The organism is Lederbergia galactosidilytica (assembly GCF_017873565.1).
GTDB lineage: Bacteria > Bacillota > Bacilli > Bacillales > Bacillaceae_C > Lederbergia > Lederbergia galactosidilytica.
Map to the genome: position 1 here is coordinate 1 of NZ_JAGGKH010000025.1, position 16104 is coordinate 16104.

At 36.9% G+C, this 16104-nt stretch carries 13 protein-coding genes and 2 pseudogenes; 8 read left to right on the top strand and 7 right to left on the bottom strand.

Annotated elements, in window-relative coordinates:
- The coding region (locus tag J2Z23_RS22750; protein WP_338018448.1) for a helix-turn-helix domain-containing protein at positions 1–90 on the bottom strand (90 nt) is incomplete at its 3' end.
- Positions 91–282: 192 nt separating this feature from the next.
- Here J2Z23_RS22750 and J2Z23_RS19385 point away from each other — a divergent pair.
- Positions 283–689 (top strand): annotated as a pseudogene (locus tag J2Z23_RS19385) (AraC family transcriptional regulator).
- An 82-nt stretch (positions 690–771) separates the two neighbouring features.
- Here J2Z23_RS19385 and J2Z23_RS22450 read toward each other — a convergent pair.
- Positions 772–2481 carry a methyl-accepting chemotaxis protein gene (locus tag J2Z23_RS22450; protein WP_057987827.1) on the bottom strand — a complete coding sequence of 570 codons (1710 nt, stop codon included), beginning with the start codon at positions 2479–2481 and terminating at the stop codon, positions 772–774.
- A gap of 861 nt (positions 2482–3342) precedes the next feature.
- Between J2Z23_RS22450 and J2Z23_RS19395 the strand changes: the two genes are divergently transcribed.
- The 4 genes and pseudogenes from J2Z23_RS19395 to J2Z23_RS19415 all read left to right on the top strand — a co-directional run bounded on the left by J2Z23_RS19395 (position 3343) and on the right by J2Z23_RS19415 (position 6136).
- Entirely contained in the window at positions 3343–3663 is a 321-nt protein-coding gene (locus tag J2Z23_RS19395) for an ABC transporter substrate-binding protein (RefSeq protein WP_057987824.1), read from the top strand.
- Between the two features lie 190 nt (positions 3664–3853).
- The gene (locus J2Z23_RS19400) at positions 3854–4033 is read left to right on the top strand and encodes a hypothetical protein (RefSeq protein WP_057987821.1); all 180 of its coding nucleotides are present in this window, start codon (positions 3854–3856) and stop codon (positions 4031–4033) included.
- Positions 4030–4853, top strand: a pseudogene (locus tag J2Z23_RS19410) (ferrochelatase). Before J2Z23_RS19400 ends, J2Z23_RS19410 begins: the two are co-directional and overlap by 4 nt.
- Positions 4854–4966: 113 nt before the next feature.
- Positions 4967–6136, top strand: a complete 1170-nt coding sequence (locus J2Z23_RS19415) for an MFS transporter (protein WP_057987816.1) — start codon at positions 4967–4969, stop codon at positions 6134–6136.
- 227 nt (positions 6137–6363) lie between these two features.
- On the opposite strand, the gene J2Z23_RS19420 is transcribed toward J2Z23_RS19415, so the two are convergent.
- On the bottom strand, positions 6364–7314 hold the full coding sequence (locus J2Z23_RS19420) for a cation diffusion facilitator family transporter (RefSeq protein WP_057987814.1): 951 nt from the start codon (positions 7312–7314) through the stop codon (positions 6364–6366).
- 479 nt (positions 7315–7793) lie between these two features.
- Here J2Z23_RS19420 and J2Z23_RS19425 point away from each other — a divergent pair, with 479 nt between their 5' ends.
- Together J2Z23_RS19425 and J2Z23_RS19430 are read left to right on the top strand one after the other, a co-directional pair.
- Positions 7794–8855: an NAD(P)/FAD-dependent oxidoreductase gene (locus tag J2Z23_RS19425; RefSeq protein ID WP_064468215.1), complete on the top strand. Its 1062-nt coding sequence runs from the start codon at positions 7794–7796 to the stop codon at positions 8853–8855.
- Positions 8856–8966: 111 nt separating this feature from the next.
- Positions 8967–9395: a DUF2383 domain-containing protein gene (locus J2Z23_RS19430; RefSeq protein WP_209974890.1), complete on the top strand. Its 429-nt coding sequence runs from the start codon at positions 8967–8969 to the stop codon at positions 9393–9395.
- 39 nt (positions 9396–9434) lie between these two features.
- Here J2Z23_RS19430 and J2Z23_RS19435 read toward each other — a convergent pair whose 3' ends face one another.
- Positions 9435–10160 carry a 3-ketoacyl-ACP reductase gene (locus J2Z23_RS19435; protein ID WP_057987808.1) on the bottom strand — a complete coding sequence of 242 codons (726 nt, stop codon included), beginning with the start codon at positions 10158–10160 and terminating at the stop codon, positions 9435–9437.
- Positions 10161–10671: 511 nt separating this feature from the next.
- Between J2Z23_RS19435 and nhaC the strand changes: the two genes are divergently transcribed.
- Positions 10672–12069 carry a Na+/H+ antiporter NhaC gene (nhaC, locus tag J2Z23_RS19440; RefSeq protein ID WP_209974916.1) on the top strand — a complete coding sequence of 466 codons (1398 nt, stop codon included), beginning with the start codon at positions 10672–10674 and terminating at the stop codon, positions 12067–12069.
- A 466-nt stretch (positions 12070–12535) separates the two neighbouring features.
- On the opposite strand, the gene J2Z23_RS19445 is transcribed toward nhaC, so the two are convergent.
- The 3 genes from J2Z23_RS19445 to J2Z23_RS19455 form a co-directional block, all read right to left on the bottom strand.
- Positions 12536–13597: an N-acetylmuramoyl-L-alanine amidase family protein gene (locus tag J2Z23_RS19445; protein WP_057987806.1), complete on the bottom strand. Its 1062-nt coding sequence runs from the start codon at positions 13595–13597 to the stop codon at positions 12536–12538.
- Positions 13598–14070: 473 nt separating this feature from the next.
- On the bottom strand, positions 14071–14904 hold the full coding sequence (locus tag J2Z23_RS19450; protein WP_057987804.1) for a mechanosensitive ion channel family protein: 834 nt from the start codon (positions 14902–14904) through the stop codon (positions 14071–14073).
- Positions 14905–15633: 729 nt separating this feature from the next.
- Positions 15634–16050, bottom strand: coding sequence for a hypothetical protein (locus J2Z23_RS19455; protein WP_057987803.1), 417 nt, complete (start codon positions 16048–16050; stop codon positions 15634–15636).
- Positions 16051–16104 lie beyond the last annotated feature (54 nt).

Here is a 16104-nt window from a genome sequence, read left to right on the forward strand (position 1 = left end):
TTGACGGCAGTATTGAAGCCAACGGTCGAACGTTTCTTTTTGTTTTTCTGTTGGGAAAAGCTCATATTTTTGATTAACCAACACGGCCATCACTTCCTCTGCTATATCTAACTCTATTATAGAACATTCGTTCCATAAACGAAAGCCCTTTCTCTGGCTTGCGCCAACCGAAATTCATCTCCCCCTTATCGTTGGGCTGCGCCCTTCACACGATTGAAGAGGGAGACTTCTTTCGGCATCACGTTAAAATTCGAAACTCTGCCAAAATATCGGATTGCCTATATGAGAAATATGGGGCCATATGGACCTTCTAACAAGCAAACAATGGAAAAGTTGAAGGATTGGGCTAAAAAAAGAAGCTATTTCATTCAACTATCATACTAGGTATCCCACAAGATAACCCTGAAACAACAGCCCCTGAAAACTGTAGATATGATGCTTGTATTGTGATTCCAGAAAATTATCTGTTAGATGACTCTATTAACGAAGGTGAACTACAGGGAGGAAATTATGTTGTTTTTAAAATGAATCATACTGCCGAGGATATTCAAAAGGCCTGGGATGAATGGCTTCCGGCTCTTCAAAAAAGTGGCTATCAAATCGCCAATAAACCAATTTTAGAAAGATATACGAGTGAGCTAGTGAACAACCATACTTGTGACATCTGTATCCCAGTAAAAATACCGTAAAAATTGAGAAAAAAGAACAAAGTACTAGCTTTTGAGCAAGTATTTTGTTCTTCTTTGTGCGCATTCCTAATTAAATTAAAAATTATATTTTAAAATTATTTACTTGAATGTTTAATTGCTCTGACAGGGTCGCAAGCTCGCTAGCGCTGCCGGAGATTTCCTCCATTGCGCTACTGGACTGTTCGGTTGAAGCAGCCGCTTGCTCTACTCCCGTTGCTGATTCCTCTGCTACTGCAGCCACTTCCTCAATCGATTGCGACATTTCTTGACTGGAGCCTGTTAATTCTTGTAAACGATCAGTAATATGATGAACTTTATCAGCCATCGAGGAAACTGAGGAATGAATTTCCCCAAAGGTGCTACCGGTAATCTCAATTTGTTTCGAACCATTTTCAACTTCACTATAACTGGACTCAAGTGAAGCAACAGCTTTATTCGACTCCTCTAAAATTCCACCAGTAATGCCTGTTATTTCTCCAACAGATTGAGAAACTTGTTCAGCCAACTTCCGTACTTCTGAGGCTACAACCGCGAAGCCCTTTCCATGTTCTCCTGCTCTAGCTGCTTCAATTGCTGCATTTAAAGATAATAGGTTAGTTTGCTCAGCGATCTCTTGAATCACTTCTGTGAGGGTAGATATTTTTTTAGATCCTTCATTTAATCCTTTTACATTTTGCACAGCTACCGAGACTGTTTTATGGATATATTCCATTTGTTTAACGGATTGATTCATTAAAACTCGTCCCTCTTCAGCCATCGACAAGACCTTGTTCGCCGTAGTCTCAACATCTTGTCCATTTTTATTCGCTTCCACAATCTTCGTATTAAAGCTCTCCATCATTTCATTTAATGTTGTGGAATGACTAGCTTGAGTCTCTGCCCCAGCAGAAAGCTCTTGCATAGTAGAAGCAATTTGTTCACTACCTTCATTGAGTTCATTCGTTGTTTGCATTAATTCCTCACTATGACTATTCACTGTTTCTGACACATTTGCTACTTCCTGTATTACGTTTCGTAAGTTCACGCTCATTCTATTCATTGCACTTGCAAGTTTTCCAATTTCATCTTGTCCATCATATTCAATCGGTTGAACAGCTAAATCTCCTTCCGCAATTCGATTACTCATCTCTAATACCTTATTTAAATTTCGCGAAATTGAACTACTAATTATATAAACAAGTAGACCTCCAATTAAAATAGAAGCTACCATCGAAATTAGTAAAAAGAGTAAAGCACTCTTTTGGCTACTCTCCGCTTCAGTCACTGCTAAATTTTGTTCCTCATTCACAGTTTCTCTTAATATATCTAGGGTTCTAACCGTTTCTGTTTGAATTTGATCTGCACTCTTTGCTGGTATACTCGCTAAGTCTACATTGCCTGCTTCAATAGTTGGAATCACATTCCCAGTAAAAATCTCATTAATTTTTTTATCATTAGCCACAACTTTAGCAAATAGATCCTTTTGTTCGTCCGTCTTCATGTCTTTGCTTATTTCCTCTTGTAAAGCATCGAACTGTACACGTTGTGCTTCATATTCATCAATAAGTGCCGAATCTTTTTCTTGAACATAATTGACAATTCTAATTCCTTTTTCCCTCAGTAAAGTCCCCATCTCTGTAATTTTAACTGAGCGATCTCCACTCTGTTTTACAATATCTATATTCTTCTCAATAGTTTTAAGTGATATCGCTGTAATGCTTGTAGATATTCCAAACAAAATAAATACCAAGACTAACGTTAAGCCAAACTTCCAACCTATTTTTATATTTTTTAATGTAAGTTGCTTTAACACATTTTTCCCCCTCCGTATTTGACAATTGTTTTTAATTTTCCCTCTGCTCTAATACGCTCCTAAACTCCTACCGATCAAGATCTCATATCCCTTATGCATTCAGCTTACCGCTCGAAAAAAGCTATGATAAATGCCAAGACCATCCCTACCTAATTATGTAACAAACAATCTTTTCAAGATTATGATATTTGAAATGACATCACCAATCTATTTAACAAACAGGCACTTTGGAAGCATACAATAATGGATGACAAAGTAAATTTGAATATAGGATAAAATGCTTAGCGCTGTCATTTTTATAAGTGGCAGTTATGAAAATAAATCACTAAGCCCAAAATCGGCTTAAAATAAGGATCGAATCGTTTATATTTAGTCATAGAACAAAGCAGAAATAAGAATTGTCCCCCTCTAGTTGTAGTCTAAATAAATTAACATTACGAATGTAATTATAACAAATTATGACAATTTTCATAGACCTTTAGACATAATTGTGCTTTTTGGTGATTTAAAAGATAATTATTCCTGCCAAAAGGCTCATCAGGAATTGATATTTATTTATTAAAACTCAGCAAATCTTCTGTATTTTTAGAGGGCATCTTCATAATCCATCGCCACCTTTAAGGTCCTACTGATCATCCAACTACGACCTACTCTACTTAAGTCCTATTGACAACAGAATCCATAGACGGATAAGATAAACCCCAAAGTTGCCTTAGGTAAACATTATTATACCCATAAAATACTCTTGACTAAATGCAATTAAGGGGGGAATAGTGTTTCCTATAAATACGATAAATTCTAGAAGAATTATTAGAGCAATCATTAGCTTCTTTTGATCGCTGGACAAGTGTTCAAAATGTGATGCAGAATTATCATGATATTGCTCAGCTATTAGGTGAGGAAGAAAAAGCAGAAGAAATCATTCATCAAATGGAGCAAAAAATCAAACAAGCTCAATCTCTTGTGAAAAATTACAATCAAGCACCAAGCGTATTAATTCTTTCTCAGGTCGGTTCCAACACGGGGCCTTATATACTTGGTCCCTCAAGTATTGCTTATGATTTAGTTCAATTAGCTGGCGGCACCCCGGGATCAGATCTCCTAGGTTTAGAAAAGTCTTCTCCCGCTTCAATTGAACATATAATCGACATGGACCCTGACTATATTATACTTGTTGAATGAGGAACAACCAGTGATGAATTCCAAGATTGAATAGATTCAGAAGGATTTCAAACTTTAACAGCTGTTCAAGAAGACAAAATTAAGCGTATGAAAGCGAAAGATATTTCACAAGCTAATCGCTATATTGTCGATCAATTAGATGAGTTGGTTAAATACCTTCATCCACATGTGGCTGAAAGGGAGTGATATTATGATTGGTCTTATTACTTTTGCTTATGGAGCACCTCAATCAATAGATGATCTTGCTTCATACTATACCCATATTCATAACGGAAAAAAATTATCATCCGAAAAATTAGCTGAAATAAAGAACCAGTTTAGGCGTTGGGGAGTCGCTGATACATTAGGAAGCATTACCAAAAGCAAATGAAAGCTTTAGCTTCCATATTACAGCCGCATTTATCAGAAACCGTTGAAGGATATACCGCCTATAAGCATACCTCCCCATTTGTAGAGGAAACCGTAGCACAAATGCTTTCTGATGGGGTCACAAAAATTATCACAATACCATTTAAACCAATACACACGAAATCTGGAAATATTTATTATCAGTCATTAGTAAGAAATGCTATAAGAAATTTAAAGCGGATATCCCTGTGATTCATATTGAACAATGGCATCGTCATCCCTCATTAGTGGGAGTATTCCGTGACCGTGTTAAGACTGCTTGGGAATGGTTACCAGATTCAATTAGAAACGATTCACTCGTAATCTTTACTGCTCATAGTTTAGCTGGGAGGCCTGAAGTGCTCCAAGCTTTTGAAAAGCAATTAACAGAGTTAGCTGAGAGCATCGTGGATACTCTATCTTTGCCAAAATGGAGGATTGCGTATCGCAGCGCCGGCTCACACAAAGGTATATGGTCTGGTCCAGATATTAAAGATGTCATAAAAGCAGAGTCTGCCACTGGCAGTAAAGGTATTATCGTCTGTGAATTGTTGACCGTTACTGAGAATATTGAAGCTTTGTTTGACATTGGGTACGATGTCCAGAGTCTTTGTCAGAAACTTGGTATAGAAGTTTTCAGAACACCGATGCTTAATGATTCATTTGACTTTATCCTCGCCCTAAAAGACATTGTCATAGATAAATGGACAGCAACATGCATAAATCAAAAAATAAAGAAGCTGGGACAAAGGTGTTTTCACTTTAGCGTGAAAATAACCCGCTCCGGAGATATACTTCGCTAAGTTAATGTAACGTGCGCCTTTGAGGCTTAGCATTTTAGTTATGTCCCAGCCCCTTTAAAAAAAGCTCGTCTATTTCTTCAGTTCTCGCATAAAATGAATGCGAGGTGAAATCTATGAAAGAAACGACACTTGATCAATTACATATTTTTATAACGATGTTTATTATTAGTTTAATCATGAGTGTGCAAGGGCCAATTTTCACCCCTTATGCAGCAATGTTGGGTGCTTCCAGTGTTATGATCGGCATTATGTTAAGCACATCCCAATTAGCAAGTCTAACAGGAAACTTAATAGTTGGTCCATTAGTGGATCGATATGGGAAAAGACTTTTCATTACGTTGCCCCTTCTCCTGTCAGGCTTTCTCTATATTGCTCATGGTTTTACTGCAACTTCTACTAGTTTACTCGCTTTACGTTCCATGAATAGCTTCGTTCTAGCCTTCTTAATGCCAGCTGCTTTAACATTTATTTCTGGATATGCAGCCAATCGCCGACAACAGGGGAAAAACATGGCCATTATCGGCATACTTGGCATGATCGCCAATATCGTTGCCCCACTGATTGGCGGAAAGTTAGGAGCAACAATTGGTTATGCCAATACCTATGTCGTCATCGGAAGTGCGCTACTTTTTATTGCCATATATACAATGATTTTTTTAAGGGATCGACAAATGCTACTTGTAAACAGAAAAACATCCAAACCAACTCACTTTTTTCATGTTTTTAAAAGCCCACAACTGCAGTTAGTGTATTTAACTGGATTTGCGGTAATGTACATCCATGGTGTGATTATTTATGAAATTCCTTATTTAACAGTCGAACAAGGCATATCCACGATGAACACGGGGCAGTTATTCAGTTTCATGGCGATCGGTACCCTCTTATCATTATCACTATTCTTTATACACCGTTTTGACCCTATCAACCGCATGATGGTCGGCTTATTTCTTATGTGCATAAGTTTATCCGTCTTTTTTAATGGTCTACTTAGCTTACCTATATTCTTATTTTCCATGGGAATTTGTTTTGGTCTTACTATGCCTGCTGCAGCAACTGCAGTTACCGGGGCTGTTAGGAAAGAGGAGCATGGACGGGCCTTCGGAGTTATGTCAGCTGTGTATTCGCTCGGAATGATTATTAGTTCTTTTATGACAGCAGTTATTCGCCAAATCATCTCTCCTTACTTTATCGCCTTTTTAGTCGGAATGTGCTTCCTAACGCTTATTGGTTATTTAAAATTCCGCACCCCTAAATCACGATCGATTGAAGTGGAGCGATATTAACCATTTTTGCTTCCAGTTTCAACATAAAAACAGCCCGATTGCCTTAGATAATTAGTAATTAAGTCGATCCATTCTGTAATGTTAATTCTAATGAGAAGGGAAAACGATTCTCCTATTTTAAACTAGCAATCGTCACGAAATTCCCTTCATCATTTTCTATTCCACGTTAGCTAATTGAGTAGAATTCCACGTAACAAGCTGAATTGCTTAATACTCCAAATTCTTTATTACTTCCACGCCTGAATGCCATCATCTTCCTCGAATTCAATGATCACATCTGTTACACCTTTCATTTCATTAATTTTTCCTTCAATCCGTTCTTTGATATCAATAGCTTGAGCAACGGTAAGGGATGGCTCAATTTCTAATTTCATTTCAATATGATAATCTTCCCCTTCTTTCATTGCATACAAAGTTTTAATATCCCTAATTTCGGAATTTGTATAGATATACTTGGCAATTTCAGCTTCAAAATCATCATCCGCTTCTCCAAGAGCTCCCTTCGCATTATCTAAAAATACTCTCCCGACTACATAGAACATCATAAGGCCAATGAGGATCGAAGCCATTCCCTCCGCAAAATATAAGTCAGCATAATGAGAAAGCAATATACCAATAATGGCAATGATTCCGCCAAAGGTTGCCACTAGATCCTCCATAAAAACAAGCTTCGTTGCAGGCTTAGCTCGTTTTAATGCTGTAAAACTTTTAGGCACAATCGCAAGCCCCTTGGCATCTAGATGTGTTTCATGTATTACTTCCTTCATTGCCTTGTAAAGGACAAAAGCTTCCAATACTACTGCCAAGGCCAAAACGGAAAGATTCATTAGAATACCCGTTGATTGTGTAGGATGGAGTATATGTTGATATCCCTCTTTAATCGTTTCATAGCTCATAATTCCTACGATAAGTACCGCTCCAAGTAAAACTAAATTCACTAGTCGTCCAAACCCATTTGGAAAACGTTCAGTTGGTGTTTTTTTACTTAAAGCACTGCCAATAAAAACAAAGAATTGGTTTGCTGCATCTCCTAATGAATGCATCGTTTCTGCAAACATCGCCACATTTCCGGTAAAAAAATAAGCAATCCCTTTTATGATTGCTATGATTGTGTTGACAATAGCAGCAATGAAAGCCGATTTATTTCCTTTTTTTAATAATCGATTTTTCGGTGCCATATTTACCTCCCATAAGAGTACACGATGATCAGTTTTCCTACTATTATCATTTGAAACCAATGTATTTATAATACATAGAAATAATCCTCCGTTTGGATTTCTTATTTTCTCCCTAAAGATAAAAGAGAGAGGATCTTGATACTTTAATTATTAATCTCGTACTTTTCTTTATTTCTGAAAAGTGATATTCTTTTCATTAGTGATAAAAATATTATAAAAGTATAAAGAACACTAGGGGAATCCTATGTATACTCCTTGCTGAAATTTTGAGGAGATATACCTTCATTCAAATAGCTGAATGAAGTGATAAGGACTGAGAGAGGAGTGAGACTCTGATACCCTTATTACCTGAACAGGTTTGGACCTGCGGAGGAAAGTGATGTGTCTTTATCGTGTTTTCGTGGATATAGACCGCTTTCCTATTTGGAGAGCGGTTTTTTTAGTAAACAAAATGGATATAGAGGGAGAGGCTGGAGATTATGAAAAAGACGGTTGATGTGGCGATCATTGGTGGGGGGATTATCGGAAATACGATTGCTTTTTTTCTGGCAAAAGAAGGACTTTCTATTGCTCTTTACGAGGCGGAAAAAATCTCGTCTGGAACGACAAAAGCAGCAGCTGGCATGCTTGGAGCCCATTCTGAATACATAGGAAATAACGACTTTTATTCATTTGCTAGAGAAAGCCAAAATTTATATTGGGATGTAAAAACAGAAGTGGAAGAACTTTCAGGGATTGAATTTGAATTAGCTACAGGTGGGATTTTACAATATCAATATAATCCCTCAAAAAACGCACTCCATTCAGCTGGAAGGCATCTTACAGCAAATGAGATTAAGCAAACTATTCCTTATGCCAATGTACCAGAACAGGGTGGAATCTTATTTAAAGAAGATATTCATGTACATCCTGAGCAGACTTGCAAAGCCTTTTCCAAGGCAGCTCAATCTCTTGGAGTGAATCTTTACGAACATACAGCTGTTCGGTCCATTCAGAATGAACTAATTACAACTGAGGATGGTTCAGTTGCAGCTAAGAATATCGTTGTAACAGCTGGAATTGGAAGTCAAACCCTTTTGCCATTAAAAATGTCAACAGTTAAGGGACAATGCTTGAAACTAAACGGAGAAGGGGTCAACTTGCCATATACATTATTTTATGAGGGCACTTATATGCTTCAGCGTGCAGATAATTCCATTGTAGTAGGGGCAACAATGGAATTTAATTATCACAAAGGTATTACGGAAGAGGGAGAAGCACAATTATTGAATATCGCGGAAAACTTTCTTCATCAATCCTCACGCCTCCCCATCTTAGATCAGTGGTATGGATTCCGCCCAAAAACGGTCGATGACCTTCCTTATATTGGCAAAATGCCAGGTGAGAATAATGTTTATATAGCGACAGGACATTTTCGTAATGGTATTTTGTTGGCTCCTGCCACAGCCAAAATGATTACCGACCTTATAAAAGGAAATGCCATACCCAAGGAACGTCTGCACATTTTTGATCCACAAAGAGGGTTAGGTATAGAAGTATAACTTATCCATATATTATTAATCACTTTTTTACAAGTGCATAGGGTAAGGAGCCGGATAGTTTATTGGATATTGTCTAAAATAAGACAAGCATATCAAAAAGGAGAGTCACATATGGAATCCACCATTAAAGAATTAAATCAATTTCTTGAAGGGAATTTTATGGCTATCCATACCTATGATCAATATATTCACCATACAAATGATCCAAAAATAAAGGGAATCTTACAAAATATTCAACAAAACCATAAACAACATGCAGCAATGATTGCCAAGAGAATTCAAGATCTTGGCGGAGTACCTGCTCATGATGTATCTGGTAAAAACAAAATGATTGAATTCATGTCAAAGTTAAAAGAAGTGACAACAGATACTAACTCTATTTTAAAAGATGCAGCGGTGGGGGAAAATAGAGGAATTCAGACATCAAAAAAAATACTTGATGGTGACTTGGATGCTGAAAGTTTACAGCTAGTCAAAAACATCTTAGAGCGCGACCAAGAGCATATTGAGCTACTTAATCAATATATAGGAGCAAATTAGTCAGAATGCCAGATACCGGTCGGTACCTGGCAAAAGAGTCTAGAATGGGTTGGTTGCCAAAAGACTCGCTGTTTTCACATAAACACGTGGATTCATTTTTAATTGTGAAATAATAAATTCAGCTATATCTTCAGGTTGCATATATTTCTCATCATTATTTTCAGCAATTAAATTAGATTGGATCGCAAGTTCTGTTGCCACAGTACTTGGTGCCAAAGCCGTAACACGAATATTATTTCTCCGCACTTCTTGTGCTAGTGATTCTGTTAAACCAATTAATCCAAATTTTGAGGCACTGTATGCACTAGAAGTAGCAGCGCCGTTTAATCCATTTGTAGAAGAAATATTAATAATATCTCCGCGGTTTTTCTCAATTAATTGTGGAAGTACGGCACGTGTTATGTAATACGGTCCCATTAAGTTAACATCAATCGTTCTCTTCCATTCATCAGGGTCCATTTCCATAAGAGATTCGAACTTCCCAATCCCTGCATTATTAATAAGGATATCAGTTGCCCCTAACTCGTCCGTAAGTTTCTTAACTGCTTGTTCAACCTCATCACGAGATGAAATATCAACGGCTACATAGGCTCCCTTTCCTCCTCTCTCTTCTATTTCACCTACGACTTCCTTAAGGTCCGTCTCTGTTCTAGCAAGCAAACCAACAGTTACTCCTTCATTGGCTAAAGCAAGTGCGACCGCCTTACCAATTCCTCTACCAGCACCTGTTACTAAGGCAACTTTTCCTTTTAATGATTGTTCCATTTCAACAACTCCTTCTTTATTTGCCTATATTTATTGTAGAACATTCCCCTGGTATTATGCTCGTAATACGCATTTCAGGAACAAAAACTCAAGTACATGATTAGAAATGTATAGACTTTTTACGTCTGTAGACGCTTTACTACAATATACTGCCCCATAAAAAACCATAGTTTCCAATTGCAATCTAATAACTTTTAGTGAATGGCTTGTACCATAGTCAATCTATTAAAAAATGCTAAAATTCACATTTGTCCCTTATTAAGGAATTAACACCGAAGTAATTGACATTTCATTAAAAAGGCTATATAGTGAACTTGCTTTATTGCGAAAAAGCGGTCAAGCACTAAAAGCAGCGATGTTATTTTATGAACGGATAGATTTAAATGCAACAATTACACAGGGTTATGGCCAAAAACTATTGATTGATTATTCATATTGACACTGAATAACTTCCCCCTAAGTTGAAGGGGTTTTTTTATTGAAATTGACTGACGAAAGTGAGGAATTTGAGATGCAGCAGGATCAAGCAGCAATAACATTAAGACCTCTTGAAGCTTTTCTTGTTATTGTTATTCTTTTAGGCGGGATTAGCTTTTCCATTGTATATTATGGAGTTGAGCCCCATACACCCATCATTTTCTCCATTTTCCTTCTATTAATATATGGACTATGCAAAAAGGTCCCTTTTAAGGAGTTAGAAAGCGGGTTGATAGAGGGGGCAAAATCAGGGTTAGGTGCTATTTTCCTATTCTTTTTTATTGGTATGTTGATTAGCAGTTGGATGGCGAGTGGTACGATTCCAACCTTTATTTATTTGGCCCTAGAAATCGTAAACGGCAAATATTTCTTTGCGGTCGTTTTTATTGTCACGTCTATTATTGGTATGAGTATTGGGAGTTCATTAACAACTACAGCTACCCTTGGAGTTGTCTTTATAAGTGTCAGTTCTGCACTAGGTCTTTCAACAGCCATCACAGCTGGAGCAGTCATCTCAGGTGCCTTTTTTGGCGATAAAATGTCACCACTATCTGATACGACAAATTTAGCCTCTATGACTGTAAAAGTTGATTTATTTGAACATATTAAAAATATGTTATGGACTGCTGTTCCGGCTTTTACCATTTCGCTCATCTTGTTTATCTTATTATCACCTAGTAAAACAGCGACTAATTTTGATAATATTCATTTATTACGAAATGCTTTAATGGAATTACAGCTTGTACAATGGTACTCCCTCATCCCATTCGTTTTACTAGCGATTTTGGCAATCAAGAAGGTGCCTGCAATATTAGCATTATCCTCCGGAATTCTTTCAGCTATAATCATTAGTTTTTTCATACAGAAAGATTATGGGTTAGGGCAAGTCATGTCTTTATTATATTCCGGGTATAAATCTAATAGTGGAGTAGAAGAGCTTGATTCGCTCCTAACGCGCGGGGGAATGGAAAGCATGCTGTTCTCCATTTCACTCGTTCTGCTGGCACTTGCGATGGGTGGTTTACTATTCAAATTAGGCATTTTACCGGCTCTATTACAGGGGATGCAACAATTTTTAACACGAATTCCTTTATTGATCAGTGCAACAGCTCTAAGTTCCATTGGTGTCAATTATTTAGTTGGTGAACAATACTTATCGATTCTCTTACCTGGAAATGCTTTTCAAGATTCATATACTAAAGCTGGACTCCATCCGAAGAACTTATCGCGTGTATTAGAAGATGCTGGTACGGTAGTTAATCCATTGGTTCCTTGGAGTGTCTGCGGGGTGTTTATTACAAGCGTCCTCGGAGTTCCGACCACTGAATATTTACCATTTGCTTTCTTCTGTATATTGTCTCCGATCCTCACTATTTTCTTTGGATTAACAGGATGGACGATTACAAAATTGGATAAGCGTGTTGAATATTGAGGAATGAGCTCTATTTTATTGTTGATATGATCTTTTTGCTGAAGCTATTCCTGAAATATGTCATTCATTTCGTCTACATCCTAAGGTCTAAACAAGTAAATCCCTCTAAAGCTATAAGTTTTTTTACTTCCATAGCTTTAGAGGGATTTTTTTCAAAGAGATTAAGCAAGATCTTGGTTCTCAAGATCCTTTCCTGATCCCCTATTCTTCCATAGCGAATCGTCTAGGGTCCTCCATTTGTTGATTAGGGGTTCCTCTGTTCCATACAGTTGAATTGCTACTATTTTCCAAAACATAATAAATTTTTGTTATTTGAATCAATTTCATAATAGAGATTTTAGCATTCAAATCCGAACAACTAAGTTAAGGAAATACATTGACTTACAATTCATCTCCTTTACCAATAACGTTCGTGTTTTGATCGTTAATAAGCAATCACGAAATGGACTCATTTCATAAACATTTACTAGTTGAAATAATGACGAATTCCATCCACAATTCCATTAGCCACATTATTTTCGTATTCTTGAGTTTGAATGTATTCCAACTCATCCGGATTTGTAATAAAGCCCAATTCTACTAAAATACTAGGTATATTGTTCTCACTAATAACATAAAAGCCACTTTGTTTAACTCCGCGATTTATTAATGCTGTGTTTCTTTCTAATGCTGCGTGAACCTCTCTCGCTAATGTATAACTACCCTCACCTGTATAATGTGTTTCAATACCATTTACATTACTAATAGGATGGGCATTATAGTGCAAACTAATAAATGCGTGTGTGTTATAAGCATTACTTATCTGTATCCGCTTTTGCAAAGGTACATAATAATCACCATTTCTCGTCATAATCACTGTGGCACCTGCATCACGTAACTTTTGTGCTACAGCATTGGCTGTGCTCATAATCACATCTTTTTCAAAAATATTGTTCATCCCAATCGAACCTGGATCTTCTCCTCCATGTCCAGGATCAATCACAATATTATAGCCAGTTAAGGAAGTAATATTTTTAGATTGTTTCTCTACTGGAGTAGATTCACTATTAAGATCTGTTAACCATGTGGCAACCCAACCAGTAGATCCATCTTCCAATAGAATTTCTCCCCAGTCATTCGAGTTACCTACCATTGTATACTGTGAGTTTCGGGGAACATGTTTTATAACACTATTCTCTGTACCCGGACCAGTACGTACCCTCACACCATCTTCAATTATAGTGATCTGTTTTTCCTGCCCACTTATAGCAGTTGCATTTGATTTTGTAGACAAATACTGTGAAGCGATCCATGCTTCTTGTCCCCCATAGAATGTTTTCACCCAACCGAATGTATTTTCTTCAAAAACTCTGATTTGATCACCCTTTTGGAGTTTCCCGATTATTGGCGCATCATGAGACGGAGAGGATCTTACATTTAAATCAGTTGCACCAACCGTATAGGTTTCCACACTATCTGCCATAGCTGCTGAAATACACAAGCTTAGTGAAAAGAGTATAATCACTGCGCTAAAAAATAAAATACGCAATACTCCTCCTCCTTTTTTGTTTTTTAACAAACTATTAGTAGAATCGCGAAAGATGTAACTCAATTATTAGTTTATTATGTATAATATTGCAATCTTCATATGGAAAATAATGCTAAACTACCATATTTTGGAAACTAAACCCCTAAAAACTACCACTCTTTACAAGTGGTCTTCAATAAAACTATCAGCAACAAATCCCAAAGAGTATTCTTCCTTGTTGGCTAATCAAACAAATTTTATCAAAAAAGGAGGACAGAATGAGGTGCACCAGCAATTTGGCACAACTATTCAATCCTCCTTTTCCCTTATTAATAAATCCTAAACATAAAAATGTCGGCAACTTATCCGCAACTAATTGCTCTATACATTTTACTCAGCTATGCATTCCATAAGTTCTTACTCCAAGTATCGCTAAATAGAGCTTTCTAGTTTTATAAACTCCTGATTTTCTATAAACTAGCTGCTCCATACTATTAGCCTTCATCTGGCTCTTTTTCAACTGCTACTTGATCAGAGTCCATGTTATTTTTGTCAAAAGCCTCTTTAATCGCTTTGCGAAGTTGTCTTTCTACTTCCCATTGTTCCATGCTCTCTGTTTTGGCGATAATCCGTAATGTCACATCATCCTGACCTATCGTTTGCACACCAAGAACATCCGGTCCTTCTACAATCTTCTCATTTTCCTCTTTTACTTTATCACATACTGCTTGTAATACAGCGATAGCTTGATCAATATTATCATGGTACGGAATGCCAATATCGACAAGGGCTCGCATATTTCCACGTGAATGATTACTTAATGAACCAATTTCCCTATTGGGGATATAATGAAGGGTGCCATCAAAACTACGAATTTGTGTTGTGCGCAACCCTACCTCTTCTACTATCCCTTCATATCCTGCTGTTGTCACATACTCTCCCACATCTAATTGCTTTTCAAGGAGGATAAAAAACCCAGTTACAATATCACTAACAAACCCTTGTGCACCAAAACCAATGGCTAAACCGACAATTCCTGCCCCTGCAATAAGACCTGTCGCATCGAAATTAAATATTCCTAAAATGATGACGAGGGTAATAAAAAATAAAACATAAGAAAAGACACTTATCGCTAACGTCTGTAATGTTTTCGTTCTGGCTATAGACATCTTTCGTTTATTTTGTACTTTTAAAAAAGAAGATTGAATGACTTTATTGCCGATGGAACGGATGATTAGATAAGCAATAATGGTTGCTATTAATTGTATTAGCGTAATACCTGTATTTAACAAAAACTGTTCCCATTTAATATTCTCAATCCAATTCATATCTACTTACTCCTTTGATATTTACTGTCGATGTCCATTATAACAAATAAATCATAATAAAAAGAAGGACACATTGCTATGTATCCTCCTTTTACCTTAGGAGCCAGAAAGGTTAATTTATATAAAAATACTAATCATGTTTTCTTTCGTCCGTTAATATGTGCAAACGTAAATCGTATAATCGTTCATCGTTTACCCGTTCCTCTTATTATTTCCACTTCAAATAAAAGTTTTATATTCTTTTGTTTTGCACAAAACTTTTAAAAGCATGTTTTCTTGGACTCCCTATAGCTAGGTTATACCTAGCTGATGGAAAGTCTATTAACCTTTTTTCTAACTTTTTCGCCCGTTCTTTTAATTTATCATTTTCCGACAAAAGACTCCCTTTTCAATTTTGTGCAGGACATAGCCCAAAAATAAGTGGGTGATGAATGTCGGTTGGGGTATCCAGAACGCACGTTTGCGCGGTACAATATTCCTGTAAGTTGTTCTTTGAAAACTGAAGATAGGAGGTTGTGACAGGAAAAACGTCTGTCACGTAAAATCTTCAATGTTCTATCGCCTCCACGCATTCCGAAGTTGCGAAAACCAAGGTAAAGTAGGGTGCGTGGAGTCAACGTACAGGATATATAAAGCTTTCACCGTAGGGACTACGGGTAGAGCCTGCTAAAATAACCGAGGGATGCCTTGGTGTTCGCAGGAATCTCCCATTTCAAATTTCGTTAGAAATTAAGTGGTGAGTAGTTCAATGGGGTCAAATAATGCTTTACGATAGGTCGCTTCTTCCAAATGATAGCGAGTAATTCGTTCAATTGGTTTACTTCTACCAAAATCCTTTAGTGTATTCACTTCAGCCCGAAGTTGCTTGGCTAATTCGATCGCTTCAACAATTGATAGCTTTCCATCTTCCCACTCTATCAGATGATCTGTATTGGCTTTTGCCAAAAGAAAGTCTATTTTACGATAATCTTCTCTAATTTCTTTTATTTCTGCAGTTAATTGCGCAAATGTTTGATCAGGAATGATTTCTTCATCCCCTTTGGCATACTTAACATAAGCTACACTTGCTCTTTCCTCGATTTTTTCATGTAATAATTTCGATATGGTCACTTTTAATGGTAGTAGTTCAGCTAAGGTTAATTTCATTTTAAACTCCCCTTATTATGTAACTTGCTCTGTATTCCACAACTCAACATCATA